19 protein-coding genes are annotated in these 12,975 nt (G+C 66.7%); 5 read left to right on the top strand and 14 right to left on the bottom strand.

The genetic code is table 11. The features are described 5' to 3' along the window. A partial coding sequence (locus tag GRX66_RS19985; RefSeq protein ID WP_233745473.1) for a hypothetical protein occupies positions 1–253 on the bottom strand: 253 nt, incomplete at its 3' end. Here GRX66_RS19985 and GRX66_RS20795 point away from each other — a divergent pair. Beyond that, the gene (locus tag GRX66_RS20795) at positions 140–577 is read left to right on the top strand and encodes a hypothetical protein (RefSeq protein ID WP_394351524.1); all 438 of its coding nucleotides are present in this window, start codon (positions 140–142) and stop codon (positions 575–577) included. The genes GRX66_RS19985 and GRX66_RS20795 overlap by 114 nt on opposite strands. Then, entirely contained in the window at positions 571–1,011 is a 441-nt protein-coding gene (locus GRX66_RS11200) for a DUF7313 family protein (RefSeq protein WP_159526639.1), read from the top strand. Before GRX66_RS20795 ends, GRX66_RS11200 begins: the two co-directional genes overlap by 7 nt. 416 nt (positions 1,012–1,427) lie before the next feature. Here the strand turns inward: GRX66_RS11200 and GRX66_RS11195 are convergent, their stop codons facing one another. The 10 genes from GRX66_RS11195 to GRX66_RS11150 all read right to left on the bottom strand — a co-directional run bounded on the left by GRX66_RS11195 (position 1,428) and on the right by GRX66_RS11150 (position 7,808). After that, the gene (locus tag GRX66_RS11195; protein ID WP_159526638.1) at positions 1,428–1,688 is read right to left on the bottom strand and encodes a DUF7314 family protein; all 261 of its coding nucleotides are present in this window, start codon (positions 1,686–1,688) and stop codon (positions 1,428–1,430) included. Continuing rightward, entirely contained in the window at positions 1,681–1,974 is a 294-nt protein-coding gene (locus tag GRX66_RS11190; protein WP_159526637.1) for a DUF7315 family membrane protein, read from the bottom strand. The genes GRX66_RS11195 and GRX66_RS11190 overlap by 8 nt, the downstream gene beginning before the upstream one ends. A gap of 200 nt (positions 1,975–2,174) precedes the next feature. Then, entirely contained in the window at positions 2,175–2,936 is a 762-nt protein-coding gene (locus GRX66_RS11185; protein ID WP_159526636.1) for a cytochrome bc complex cytochrome b subunit, read from the bottom strand. Positions 2,937–2,940: 4 nt separating this feature from the next. After that, positions 2,941–3,753 (bottom strand): cytochrome b, encoded by an 813-nt coding sequence (locus tag GRX66_RS11180; protein ID WP_159526635.1) that lies wholly within the window; start codon positions 3,751–3,753, stop codon positions 2,941–2,943. Position 3,754: 1 nt separating this feature from the next. After that, positions 3,755–4,588, bottom strand: coding sequence for a Rieske 2Fe-2S domain-containing protein (locus GRX66_RS11175; protein WP_159526634.1), 834 nt, complete (start codon positions 4,586–4,588; stop codon positions 3,755–3,757). 3 nt (positions 4,589–4,591) lie between these two features. Further along, a complete protein-coding gene (locus GRX66_RS11170; protein ID WP_159526633.1) occupies positions 4,592–4,978 on the bottom strand; it encodes a DUF7318 family protein in 387 nt (128 codons plus the stop codon). Continuing rightward, a complete protein-coding gene (locus GRX66_RS11165; protein WP_159526632.1) occupies positions 4,978–5,649 on the bottom strand; it encodes a plastocyanin/azurin family copper-binding protein in 672 nt (223 codons plus the stop codon). The genes GRX66_RS11170 and GRX66_RS11165 overlap by 1 nt, the downstream gene beginning before the upstream one ends. Before the next feature lie 104 nt (positions 5,650–5,753). After that, positions 5,754–6,665 carry a DUF7319 domain-containing protein gene (locus GRX66_RS11160; RefSeq protein WP_159526631.1) on the bottom strand — a complete coding sequence of 304 codons (912 nt, stop codon included), beginning with the start codon at positions 6,663–6,665 and terminating at the stop codon, positions 5,754–5,756. Positions 6,666–6,722: 57 nt separating this feature from the next. After that, positions 6,723–7,199 carry a hypothetical protein gene (locus GRX66_RS11155; RefSeq protein ID WP_159526630.1) on the bottom strand — a complete coding sequence of 159 codons (477 nt, stop codon included), beginning with the start codon at positions 7,197–7,199 and terminating at the stop codon, positions 6,723–6,725. A gap of 63 nt (positions 7,200–7,262) precedes the next feature. Continuing rightward, entirely contained in the window at positions 7,263–7,808 is a 546-nt protein-coding gene (locus GRX66_RS11150) for an NUDIX hydrolase (protein WP_159526629.1), read from the bottom strand. Between the two features lie 148 nt (positions 7,809–7,956). Here GRX66_RS11150 and GRX66_RS11145 point away from each other — a divergent pair, with 148 nt between their 5' ends. Further along, positions 7,957–8,442 (top strand): DUF7321 family protein, encoded by a 486-nt coding sequence (locus GRX66_RS11145; protein WP_159526628.1) that lies wholly within the window; start codon positions 7,957–7,959, stop codon positions 8,440–8,442. A gap of 25 nt (positions 8,443–8,467) precedes the next feature. Here GRX66_RS11145 and GRX66_RS11140 read toward each other — a convergent pair whose 3' ends face one another. The 3 genes from GRX66_RS11140 to GRX66_RS11130 all read right to left on the bottom strand — a co-directional run bounded on the left by GRX66_RS11140 (position 8,468) and on the right by GRX66_RS11130 (position 11,428). Continuing rightward, a complete protein-coding gene (locus tag GRX66_RS11140) occupies positions 8,468–9,178 on the bottom strand; it encodes an ArsR/SmtB family transcription factor (RefSeq protein ID WP_159526627.1) in 711 nt (236 codons plus the stop codon). Positions 9,179–9,309: 131 nt separating this feature from the next. After that, positions 9,310–9,993 carry an endonuclease III gene (nth, locus tag GRX66_RS11135; RefSeq protein ID WP_159526626.1) on the bottom strand — a complete coding sequence of 228 codons (684 nt, stop codon included), beginning with the start codon at positions 9,991–9,993 and terminating at the stop codon, positions 9,310–9,312. A 79-nt stretch (positions 9,994–10,072) separates the two neighbouring features. Then, the gene (locus tag GRX66_RS11130) at positions 10,073–11,428 is read right to left on the bottom strand and encodes an aminomethyl transferase family protein (RefSeq protein WP_233745471.1); all 1,356 of its coding nucleotides are present in this window, start codon (positions 11,426–11,428) and stop codon (positions 10,073–10,075) included. Positions 11,429–11,538: 110 nt separating this feature from the next. Here GRX66_RS11130 and mvaD point away from each other — a divergent pair, with 110 nt between their 5' ends. Both mvaD and GRX66_RS11120 read left to right on the top strand, forming a co-directional pair. After that, positions 11,539–12,516, top strand: coding sequence for a phosphomevalonate decarboxylase MvaD (gene mvaD, locus GRX66_RS11125; RefSeq protein ID WP_159526625.1), 978 nt, complete (start codon positions 11,539–11,541; stop codon positions 12,514–12,516). Positions 12,517–12,590: 74 nt separating this feature from the next. Next, positions 12,591–12,975 (top strand): FAD-dependent oxidoreductase (locus tag GRX66_RS11120; protein WP_159526624.1); only part of this gene is annotated, 385 nt, incomplete at its 3' end.

Here is a 12,975-nt window from a genome sequence, read left to right as displayed (position 1 = left end):
GCAATACGGGGGCGTCGGCCGCGACGACCTGCAGGACGCGCTCGCAGCCCTGACGGCCGGCGAGTACGACGTTCGCGAGCGCCAGACGCTGTCGGTTACGACCGACGGCGTCGACACCCGCGCGCTCGCGGACGTGTTCATGGTAACCGCTGAACCCGCTCGCATCTCCGAGTACGCCGTAGAAACCGGCACCGAGCGCGTCGACGAGGTGCGCGCGGACGGCGTGGTCGCCGCGACGCCCGCGGGCAGCCACGGTTACGCCAGAGACGCGGACGGCCCGCTGCTGTCCCGGGGGCGCGGGCTCGCTGTCCGTCGTTCCCGTGGCGCAGTTCCGTCCGGAGCGCTCGCGGTGGGTGCTCGACCCGCCGGTGACGCTGACGGTCGTACGCGACGACGCGGACGTCTCGCTGCTCGTCGACGGCCGCGACAACGGCTCCGCGGACGCCCACCAGTCCGTCACGCTCGACTGGGGCGACCCGCTTCCGGTCGCCGTCGTCCCGTCCTCGTCGCCGGTCGCGACCTTCGAGTGATTGGAAAAGACCTAATACCGCGACTGAACGACATTCGGCCATGGTAGATCCATCGGTCACGCTCTTCGGGCCACTCGATACGCTGCTCGCGCCCTACATCGAGCACGCTGTGCTGGCCATGGTCGTGTTGAGTTTCGTCAGTCGGCGGGTCGCCCACGGCGCCCACAAGCGCCAGGCCGAGGACGGCGCGGACGCGCTCTCGTGGCATCCGTTCCACGCGTTCACCTCCTGGGGGCTGGTCGTGCTGAGCCTCTACTACATGACGCTGCACGCCCACTCGGGGATGGTGCTGTCCATACTCGTCGTCGGGACGTTCGTCGCGGACTTCTTCGAACTCGAAGCCCGGAAGGTCGAAGTCCGGGAGGGACTCGGCCTCGACGCTCCGAAGGGCGCGATGGTCGGCGCGGCAATCACGCTGCTGTACGCCGGGTACCTCAGCCTCTTCTTCCTCATCGAGCCGTACTGGGCACAGGTCATCTGAGGCCTGCGCTCGCTCGCGTCCGCGTTCGGCCGCCTGACCCGCGATTGCTACGTGGAGTTGTCTCTCGCTGGCAGACGTCCCAGTTCACGGGTCGGCCCCTGGTCGGGTTGGGGTTCGAGTTCGGTACGCGACAGAGAATGCGGGAGTGTGCGGCCCGACGCTCGGTAGTCTCGTCGACGATTCTTCAAGTTGGCCCCGGACTCGTGTCGTTGCCACCTCCCGGTCACACTTCGTTGCTACTCCGTAACTCGGTTGTCCGGCGGAGGCTGCCCCGAATGGAGGCCTCCTGGGAGCGTCAAGGAGCCGACGAAACCGGTCGCTGAGGGACGTCTCCGGAACTGCCAGTCTGCGCGGACCCGCCGCTCTCCAGCCAGTTCGAACGGCGATGCGGGCACTCGGGCCCGCCAGAAGAACGCCTACTCGCCCTCTACTTTCGCGTACAGTTCGCGCCCCAGTGGCACGCCGACCCAGAACAGCAGCGCGCCGAAGATCGCGAGCCAGAACATCGACTCGAGGAACACGATCGCTAGTTCGCCGAGCATCGAGAGCTCGCCCGGCGGCGAACCCGTGAGCTGTGCGCCCTCGAAACTCGGCGTCTTGTACCAGCCAGCCAGCACCATCCAGATGAGGCCCGCACCAGTCAGGAGCCCGAGCCCTTTCGCGAACTCGTCAGCCATTATCGGGAGTTTCGTCGCCGCTGTCTTTATCCTTTGCCATTCCGCTGGCGCGGAACCGGGACGCGAACGCGTACACCAGCCCCCCGGCGGCGATGAGGAGCACGCCGAGCACCGCTACGAGCACGTTCACGTCCGCGGCCGCCGCCCGCCCGGCGTTCGTCGCCACGTCCAGCGCGATGAACCCCCCGACGACGGCGACGACCGCGAACAGCGTGGAGAACACGGTCACGGACTTGTAGAGGCGCTCGGGCACGACGACGTCCCGGCCGCGGCTCTCGTCACTCATTGCCTGTACAGACGGTGGGACGGCACTTCACTTCCGCGGTCGTGCGCGCTCGAATTCGGCGACGCGCGCCGCTGGCGAAGAACGCGGACCGTCGGCGAATCTGCAGCGGGGAACACGGACCGTCGGCGAATCTGCAGTGAGCGAAGCCAAAGAGTCCGAACAGAATCAGTGAAGAGCGCGCCGGGACGCCCGGAGCGCGGTTACTTCGGCGGCCGGAGCTTGTAGTAGCGGCGGTTGAGGTCGTACATGTACCCCTCCCGCATCGTCTTCAGGATGGCGTACGCCATCCCGCCCGCCAGCGGCGGCACGAGGAACGTCAGGTCGAACAGCAGGTGCGGGTCCATCGGCACGAGGTTCTTGATGGACAGCGCGCTGATGAACACCGCGAACACGACGCCCATCACGCCGATGGCAGCCCAGAACGGCTGCTCGACGGGGCGGCGCGCGCTCCCCTTGTTGAGGAACGGCACGATCGCGATGAACCCGACGACGACCACGTTCGCGAGGACGCCGTACGTTCGGTCGGCCAACAGCTTGTCGCCGCCGATGATGGCCAGGTCGGGGTTCAGCGGGCCGAGCTTCAACAGGCCGAACGACCAGTAGAGATACCAGTCCGGCAGGATGACCGCCGGGGTCTGGCTCGGGTTCGCCGGCGCGCCGAGGTGCGGCGGCAGCGTCGCCGACAGGAAGAAGATCATGCCGACGAAGAAGCTCGTGAGCGCGAGGTTCCGGATGAGTTCGTGGGGCCACACCGGGAACGCGAGCACGTCGCGTTCGACGTAGTCGGACTCCTCGCGGAGGTCCTGGTCTTCGCGCCGTGAGCGCTCGAAGTACTCGTAGGTCAGCCGGGAGAGCCCCGTCGTGCGTTCCTTGCGTTCGCGCCACGTCGGGGTCTCGTCGTCCGGCGGAACGATGCCCGTGCCGTCGGTGCGAGCCGTGTCGTCGGAGTTGTCGTCCGTCATTGTTCTAGTGGGGTTCCGCGATTCCCTGCATCCAGACGAGCGCGAGGTGGATGGCGATGACCGTCGTCACGATGAACGGAAGCAGGAACACGTGCAGGATGTACATCCGCTGGAGCGTCGCCTGCCCCAGGGAGAAGCCGCCGAACATGAGCTGTGCGACCCACTCGCCGATGAGCGGGATGGAGAGGCTCATCTCGACGCCGATCTGGCCCGCCCAGTACGCCAGCTGGTCCCACGGGAGCAGGTAGCCCGTGTACCCGAAGACCATCGTGAGGCTGAGCAGGATGATGCCGATGATCCAGTTGACCTCGCGCGGTTCCTTGTACGCGCCCGTGAAGTAGACCCGCAGCATGTGGAGGAACACCGCGGCGGTCATCACCTGTGCCGCCCACCGGTGCAGCGACCGGAGGAAGAACCCGAAGTTGAGGTCCGTCATGATGGCGGCGACGGTGCTGTACGCGACCGTCGCGCCCTCGATGTCGACGCTGCCCGCTGCCGCGGACGGCGAGTAGTAGAACCCGAGGAGCGCGCCGGATATCGCCGCGACGATGTACGCGACTGTCGAGAAGAACCCCAGCGAGTACAGCGGGTACCAGTACCAGAACTTGTTGTCGAGGTTGTACTGTTCGGTGTGGCTCTTCGGCATCTGGAGGTTGACCCGGTAGTAGAGGGTCTCCAGCAGCTCCAGGTAGTCGACGAGCCGGAGCCGTTTGTCCAGCCACACGAGCACGGTCAGGAACGACTGCTCGACGGGCGTCAGGTCTTTCTCCTGGATCCAGGCGTCGTGGTCGTGGTCGTCCTTGCGTTCGATACTCATGTTATCCGTCCTCCGGGCGCGGGAACGCGACGAAGCGCCGCTTCACGATGCTGTACGGGTCGTAGATGGACTGGTGGCACTGGCAGTAGATCTTGTCGCCGGCGCCACCGTAGTTCGAGGACCGGAAGCCGCTGGGCGCACAGCAGAAGTGCGTGCACTTGTTGAGGATGGCCATGAAGCCGTCCTCGGTGGCGGCCTCCAGCCAGTCGATGGCTTCACCGCTCTCCTCGGCGATTTTGTCCTCGAGGACGCTGCTGCGGATAATCTGGACGGGAATGTTGTTGTCCGTGTCCTGCGAGCGCCACGTCCCCTTCGCGGGCTTCCCGATGCCCGCTTCGCCGTAGTCGTTGGCCCAGGATTCGTAGTCGTCGAAGTCGTCGACGTGCATGCGGCCCGACGACGGCTGCCAGTCGTAGGTGGAGCCCCCCGTGTACCGGAAGTAGTTGTCGCCGTCGTAGCTCGGCTGGAGCCCCTGGTACTCCTGGACGCCGCAGTACTGGAACCAGTCGATCTCGTACGTGATGCCGCCGAGTTCCTCGCGAGCGACTTGGACGGTCTGGCCGGCCTGTTCCTCCTCTTTGATTTCGGGGTAGACTCCCCGGAGGTAGCCCTCCTCGTCGGTCTCGAGGGGTACCATCGGCATCGCGCGCGGCGCTGGGCCGGCGGTGTTCTCGACGCCGAAGTACTGGGTGGAGCCACCACCGGCGCCTGTCGGGTTCGTGATTGCGTCGACTGCGGCGATGCTGGCCGTGCCCACGCCCGCGACGGCCGCACTCCCCACGACGCCTTTCACGAATCGGCGGCGCCCCGAACTCTCTGGATATTTGTCAGACATTGGTTATTTCTTGTAGTAGGGGTAGACTGCCTTCTTGAACTGTTCGACAGTGTCGTCCATCGCGGTCACGCCGTCGACCTGGTCCTCGCGGACGTAGAGGTCCTCCCACTTCCGGCGGCGCTTCTTCACGATCATCACGTCCGGGAGGAACTCCTTGCGGTACAACAGCAGGACGAACGAGAGGTCGATGAAGATGGCCGCCAGGAGGAACCCGAGGTACATGTTCCCGGTGGGGTCCAGCCCCCAGCCAGCCACGAGGCCGTACGCGAACAACGCCACGAAGACGATCTCCACGAACGTCAGCAACACGATGGCGATGGTCGCCGCCGTGCTCTCGCGAGCGGGCTCGTACCGGTGGATGTCGCCGTAGTTGGATCCTTTCGAAGACATTATTCTTTGTTAGGTGCGCTCGCGTGCTGTGACTCGCCGTACTTGAGGACGAAGAACGTGTACACCAGGGACACGAGCATCATCAGGATGGTCGCGATCCCGACGAAGTGTGCCTGGAACGGCACGCCCATGTGTTCGGGGTTTAGTTCTGCACCGCCGCCGCCGTCGCCGCCGGGTTCCTCCCCGGACTCGTTGACGACGACGTCGCCGACCATGCCCACGCTCTCGTGGGGGTCACAGACGTAGTGGTACTCGCCGGTCGGCCCGTCGAACGTGTACGAGTACGTGAAGTCAGGACCCGTAATCTCGGTCTGGACGTCCCACTCCGCGTCCTCGGGCACGTCCGTCGCGTGGACGTTGTGGCCCGGGGACTCCCAGACCCACTCGACCGTCGCACCGCGCTGGATGTAGACGGTCTCCGGGTCGAAGACGTTGTTCCCGCCTGGCCCGACCGCCACCGTCTCCGTCGTCCCCGCGCCCGGCAGTTCGCCCTCCTGGCCGTCGGCACCTGTCGTCGCGTTGCCCTCGGTGCCATTCCCGGAGGTCGTGTTGTTCTCCTCGCCCTCCTGGAATGCGGCAGGCCTGGAGGACGACCGTGCACCGGCCGCACCGATGGCTGCGGCGCCGCCGGCAGAGCCGGTCGCAATCTTCAGAAAGTCCCGCCTCTTCATACAGTTCCGAGTCAGGATGGCATCCGCATAAACCCACCGATGGCCGCCCGGATGGAGACGCGCAGTACTCGGGTTCTACCGGCGCTGCGTGCCGTTCCAGCCGGTTACCGCTCGCTGTCCGTTTCCGGAACGAACTCCGGCCGTTCGCCCTCCCCGACGCCCGCCGCGCGGAGCCGCTGGCGGAACTCTTCGGACCGGAACCGGTCCGACAGGCGCGCGTTCGCGACGATGACCAACATGAGCGCGCCGAACAACACGAATCCGACCCCCGCGATGACGGCGATGATGGCGGAGTTCCCCAGCGGGTGCAGTTCCAGCGTCGCGCCGGCGACAGTACACGCTCGACCGGTCGCGCCCTCGACCGGTGGGCACGTCCGGACGAGTGGGTCGTACACGAACGGCGCCAGGAACAGGAGGACGCCGGCGACGAGCTGCGCCAGGCCGACGTACTGGAGCAGTTTCGTGCCAATGCCCCCGCTCCCTTCGGGAACGTCCTGTGGGTCGGGGAGTCCCGCGTGCTCGGGGGCGTCCGGCGCGTCGTAGTCGTCCATCGAGCACAGCGCGACAGTCGGCTTCACGTCGCGGAGGACGGTGCCACTCCCCTGGACAGTTCCGTCCGCGTACACGACTGCGTATCCCTCGTCGGAGTACGCGAGTACGACCGGCTCGCCGTCGATGCTGTCGCGTTCGACGACGGCGAACACGTCCCGGGTCGCGACGCGGTGCCGGAGGTCGGCCTCCACGCGGTCCAGCAACTGTTCGCCCGTAATCCACGTGTCCGGGTCGAACGCGGCGTCCCACTCGTCGGCGTCCATCTCCGCCATCTCCCGCGGCCCGAACTCCTCGAAGTCGTACGCGTCCTCCACCTGCTCGCGGAGTTCGGCCTGGGACTCGGCGTCGGGGACGTACGCACTGTCACCCGAAACGTCCTCGCCCGGTGCCACGTCGTCCTCGTCGCTCTCCCCCGCGTCGTCACCGGGGGCCGCAGGGTCCTCGCCACCGCTGGCGTCCGTCATTAGCCGCGAGTAGCAGACCGAGCGGGTAAACCTTTCCGACCTCCCCGTCCCCGGACTTCAGACGACGGTCTGGGTGACGCTCGTGTCGTTTTCCGAGACGGTGACGCGGTAGTACTGGTGGCCGTAGACGGTCTGTTCGAAGACGGTCTCGTTCCCGCGCTCGACCACCACCTGGACCCGGTGGCCGCGCTCGTGGATTTCGCGCGTCAGGTCGAGATATCCGACTTCGACCGGGTACGTCTCCGCGTTTCCACCCGTTCCCAGTGTCACGGTCACGTTGTCGACGCCCTTCTGGGGGTCGACGACAAGGTGCGTGTCGATGTGGGAGGTCCCCTGGGCCGTGTGGGGTTCCGTGCCGTCGAAAGTCGTCCCGTCGCTCGTGGAGTCTGTGGTCAGTTCCGTGGCGGGTTCGGTCGTCAGTTCGGTCGTCGGGCCCGCACCTGGGTCGTCTGTCGTCGTGGCGTCGCCGGAAACCCCGGTACAGCCCGCGACCACGACGAGGAGGGCGATTGCAGCGAGTCGTACGCGCGGCATAATTGAAGTCTGCGACGGGCCCGGTAAACGTCTTGTGTACGTACCTGGCGCGACGCCGCGCGGTCAGGCCTCCAGCGCTTGCTCGATCCGGTCCAGGTCCGAATCCCGGATCTGCTGTGGGTTCGCGCGCAGGTCGTCCAGGGGCGCGAAGTACGCTTCGCCGTCCTCGAACTCCGTGGTGATGTCGCCGTCGACGTCGGAGCGCTCGACGGCGTACGTCAGCAGATAGAACGCGACCTCCGGGAGGTCCGCGTGGAGCACGGTGACGAAGCGCAAGTCGGCCGGGTCAGCCTGGAGCGCGGTCTCCTCCGCGAGTTCCCTGACGACGGCGTCCTTCGGAGCTTCGTCGGGGCGAGCGTGGCCGCCCGGGAGGCTGAGGACGCCCTCGTGCTGCGGAATCGGTTCGTCCAGCACCAGGGCGCTGTCGTCGTCGTGGACGACAACGTGGACGCCCGGCACGGGATTCCTCGAGAAGACGGTGTTGCAGTCGGGACACCACGGCAGTTCGGTGCCCTCGAACTCGTGAGTCCCCAGGGCGGCACCACACCGGTAGCAGTACTCCGGGACGACGGCGACGGAGTCGATGCTGAGCGAATCCTGGACACCCATGCCAACGTGTACCACTCCCGGGGTGGAAAACGTTGCTACGTCACGAACGTTCGGGATAGAGCGGGTCTCCCAGGCGGTTCGGGACGGAGCTTCCCGCGGCACGGGACCAAGCCGAACCCGTTTAGTTGCCCGCCGCAAAGACCCGAGCATGGTCGAGGACGTCGTGGTGGCTGGAGTCGCCGGAGCGATGGTCACCGCGAGTTTCCCCTTCTACATCTACGGCGCGTGGATCATCATCGACGCCGAGACGGTGTACTGGGCGACCCTGCGACACCACCTCGCGTACATCTTCGTCGGCCTCACGCTGAACACTGTCCCCGTCGTCGCGTGGATGCTCCCCCGGTTGTTCGACCAACTCGGCGGGTTCGCCGCGCTCCACGCGTTCTTCGGCGTGCAGGCCTACGCCCTACTCGTGTTCGCGCTCACGGGCATCGTCCCGATCCTCCGTGCGAAACGCGAGTACAACCTCTACAACGACCCCGACCAGGACGTGGACCTCGACGAGATCCACGAGAACATGGACGACTGGCGCAAGCGCCTGCGCGCTGGCGTCGTCGGCTACGTGGTCTGCTGGCTGATCGCGTGGGTGCTCGGCGTCGCCCGGTTCGCCGTGAAGTACCAGACGTCGTTCTGAAACGCCGAATCAGGGAGATCGGGGCTTACCGGCGACGGTACCAGACGAACGCGAGGACGAGCGCGAGCGCGAGCAGCCCGCCGAGGAAGAACAGCAAGCCCGGCGGTACCCCCTGGGCGGCGCCTGCCGCAGAGTCCGCGACAGTCGTCGTCGCTTCGGCCGCCATTTCGACCTCCTCGGTCGTCTCGTTGCCGGCCTGGTCCATGACGACCATGTCATCACCCTCCGTGGTCGCTGCGGCCCCGGCGCCCCCACCAGCCTCGCCGCTGGACTGGTAGTCCGTCGCCGAACCGCCCTGTCCGCCGAACAGCCGCTGGACGAGGAGACTGGCGACGCCGAGGATGCCGAGCGCTCCGAGGACGTTCAACAGGCGTTCCTTCAGCGACGGCGTCGACGCCTCGTCAGACGCGAACACGACCAGGGACTCCGTGGCGGGCGCGTACACCTTCATCTCGCGGCCCTGCTCGGAGTACCACGTGTCGGCGATCTCCACGAGGCCGGCGTCGACGAGATTCTCCAGGTGGTAGGTGGCGTTCTGCAGCGACGTGTCGACTTCGTCGGCGACGCTCGAGGCCGTGTCCGGCTCCTCGTAGAGGGCGGCGAGTATCTCGCGTGCGGTCCGCGAGGACAGCGCTTCGAACACCTCGTCGGCCGCGTCCTCGCGGATGCCGACGACGCGCGAACCGTCCCCCCGCTCGACTGTCGAGCGCGACGGCAGCAGGCGGTTTCCGGGCATCTACTCCGGCGTACACGTCACACCTTCAAAACGTCTCTCAAAACTAAAGCCGGTATTTTACCCCGGTCGGTCGAGGGCAAAACAGAGACTTACCCACAGACTGCGACGGGGCGAGTCGGAGCGTCGCCGACCTACCACTCGCTGCCGTCCGCGAGGTCGACGTCGTGCTGGACCTTCGAGGACGGACAGATGTCCTCCAGCAGGCACTCCGAGCAGTCCGGGTTCCGGGCGGTACAGGTGTCGCGGCCGTGGCTGATGAGCCAGTGCGTGAAGTTCTGCCAGTACTCGCGGTCCACGACCGACATCAGTTCGTCCTCGATGTTCTCCGGCCGTTTGGCCTCCGTGATGCCGAGTCGTCGGGAGAGTCGCTGGACGTGCGTGTCCACGACCACGCCCTCGGTGACGTCGTGGCCGTGCTGCAGGACGACGTTCGCCGTCTTCCGGCCGACGCCCGGCAGGTCCGTCAGCTCGGACATCGTGTCCGGGACCTCGCCGTCGTGCTCCTCGACGATCTGCTGGCAGGCGTTCTTCAGGTAGCCGGCCTTGCTGTTGAAGTACGTGATGGAGTTGAGGTCCTCCGCCAGCTCCGCCTCGTCTGCGTTCGCGTAGTCCTCCGGCGACTTGTACTTCTCGAAGAGGTGTTCCGTCTCCGCGTTCACGCGCTCGTCCGTGCACTGCGCGGACAGGATCACCGCGACCAGCAGTTCGAGGCGGTTCGAGAACTGCAGGGAAATCTCAGGCTCGGGGTACTCCTCCTGGAGGCGGTCGATGACTTCTTCGGCCTGTTCGGTCGGCGTGTCCAGCGGCGTGCCCATACACCGCGCGTGGGGAGACGCCCTCTTCGCTGTACCGGACTCGTCGCGAGCCCCAGTGTGGTATCACCCGCACGGCCGTTCAGCGCTTGTCCTCTCGATACGGGGCGGGCGCTACCGTCGCGCGGATTTCGGTCCGCGTGTGTCGTTCGACTTCCGGATTCTCGGTCTCCGCGGGGTCCCCCCAGACGAGCGTCACCTCCGTACCGGGGTCGCTGTACTCGGTGTCGACGACGGCCAGCGAAAGCAGCGCCCGTTCGTTGTAGATGTAGCTCTTGTCGGTGGAGATGCCGACGTGCTCGCCGGCTTTGCGCACTTCGTCGTACGGGCACGCGACCCACCGCGGGTGGGGCATATCAATCAATTTGTGCGTCTCGCCGTCGATGAACAGCGACGCGAACACGTCGACGACGTCCTCGTCGTTCCAGACGAGCGTGACCTTCTCGCGGGCCGGATTCTCCGCGTCCGCCCGGAGCGGCTCCTTCCCGACGAAGTCGTGGTCGAAGTCGACGATGTGGCCGTAGCCGACTTCGATCGGCGTGAAGTAGTAGTCGGAGATGTCGTCGGACTCGAAGCTCCCGCCGATGGACAGCAGGCCGCTGCCGACGTCCAGCCACTCCCGGTACTCCCGGAGTTCATCGCCGTAGATTGCGGGTACGACGAGGGGGATCCAGCCGAGGAGCACGTTGGCTGTCTGGTAGCTCTCGCTGCCGAGCCGCCGGACGTCGTACGCCTCGCCGGCTTCGAGGACGGCGTCCTTGACGTCGTCACCGTGCTCGTAGGGCCCCCAGAACTCGTACCCGCGCTCGCCGGCCATCCCGTGGCGCAGTAGCTGCACGTCGTGGCCCGCCACCGAGACGGTGTCGAAGTTGAAGAAGCCCAGTTCGGGAATCGGGTCGTCGGCCGCCTTCGCCATCACGTCGACGGCGTCGGGGCCCTGTAGCTGGAACCGGAAGTAGTTCGGGTCCTCACCGGTCGCCACCGGCCGCCCCTGGATCTCGCCGGTGAGGTCGTAGTCGCCGGTCTCGATGTTGTACTGCAGCCAGTTGTGCGCGGCGGCCGCGCCGACGCTCAGGAACTCGTCGTCGCCGAGGTTGAAGAGGATGGCGTCCCCGATGAACTCCCCGCTCGGGTTCGCGACCACGAGCTGTTTGGCCGTCCCCGGTGTGAACTGCTCGAAGCTGTTGACCGCGAACCGCGAGTAGAACGCCAGGGCCTCGGGCCCCTCGACGTAGTGGTCGGTCATGTGGTAGGACTGGTCGGCGAGCGCGACCGACTCCCGCCACGCCCGCTGTTCCTCGATCCAGTTCGTGTATTCGGCCGGGAGTTTCGTGAACTCGCCGACGCCGAGGTCGCGCATCAGCTCGACTGGGCTCCCGGCGGCATCGATGGCTTCGGCCATGCTGTCTCGGAACGACCACGCTCGCTGCCCACTCATGTGTGTGAGTGTCTTGCACATATGTTCGTTTATACTTATTCCCGCGTGCGAAGGACGCCCGCCAGTCGGCTTCCGGGACGTTTATGCGCGCGACAGCCGCCCGTGGGGGTATGAAAGCGACCGCGAAGGCCCACCCGATCCAGGGGCTGGTGAAGTACCACGGGATGCGCGACGAAGCCCTCCGCCTCCCCTACCACGACTCCATCAGCGTCTGCACCGCGCCGAGCAACACCACGACCACCGTCGAGTTCGATCCGAGTCGCGACGACGACGCCTACGTCGTCGACGGCGAGCTGGTCGACGGCCGCGGCGCGGAGCGCATCCGCACGGTCGTCGACGAGGTCCGGGACCGCGCCGGCATCGACCACCGCGTCCAGGTGGAGAGCCGGAACAACTTCCAGTCGAACATCGGCCTCGGGTCGTCCTCCTCCGGGTTCGCGGCGCTGGCGCTGGCGTGCGTCGAAGCCGCCGGCCTCGACCTCTCACTGCCCGACGTCTCAACCATCGCTCGACGCGGGTCGTCCTCCGCGGCGCGTGCAGTTACGGGCGGATTCTCGGACCTCCACGCCGGACTCAACGACCAGGACTGCCGCAGCGAACGCATCGACGTCCCCGACGAATTCGCGGACGACGTCCGCATCGTCGTCGGGAAGGTGCCGTCCTACAAGGAGACCGAGCACGCGCACGCGGAGGCCGCGGACAGCCACATGTTCGAAGGACGACTCGCGCACATGCACGACCAGCTCGCGGAGATGCGGGACGCGCTCGCGGACGGCGACTTCGAGCGCGTCTTCGAGACGGCCGAACACGACTCGCTGTCGCTGGCCGCGACCACAATGACAGGTCCCTCCGGGTGGGTGTACTGGCAGCCCGATACCCTCGAGATCTTCAACGAGGTACGCGCGCTCCGGGACGACGGCGTCCCGGTCTACTTCTCGACCGACACGGGCGCGACCGTGTACGTGAACACGGACGCCGAGCACGCCGACCAGGTCGAGGCCGCAATCGGCGACTGCGGCGTCGAGACTGACGTCTGGCACGTCGGCGGTCCCGCGAGCGTCCTCGACGAGAGCGAAGCGCTGTTCTAGGACCGTTTCCCGGGTCGTCCGACTCGGGTTCGACGGCGGACACCGTTTTGGTGCTGTCGACCGTACGAGACTGCATGCGAGTCGTGGTTCTGGGTGGCGGATACGCGGGCGTCGTGGTGACCAAGCGGCTGTCGAACAGCCTCCCGGCGGACGTCGACGTCGTGGTCGTGGACGAGGACGGCCAGCACCTCGTCCAGCACGAACTCCACCGGGTGATCCGGCGGCCGTCGTTCGCCGACGACATCGAGGTACCGCTGTCGGAGATTTTCGACCGTGCGCGCGTGGAGGTGGCGACCGTCGAATCGATCGACCGCGAGCGGCGCCGCGTCGAGTTCGCCGGCGGGTCGACGCTGGACTACGACGTGGCCGCGGTCTGTCTCGGCGCGGAGACGGCGTTCTACGGCCTTCCGGGTGTCGAAGCGCACGCCGTGCCGCTGAAGCGACTGCCGGACGCCGCAC

The organism is Halobacterium bonnevillei, from assembly GCF_009831555.1.
GTDB lineage: Archaea > Halobacteriota > Halobacteria > Halobacteriales > Halobacteriaceae > Halobacterium > Halobacterium bonnevillei.
Note: the sequence above shows the minus strand (reverse complement) of the source record. Positions and strands in the feature narration are given on the sequence as shown.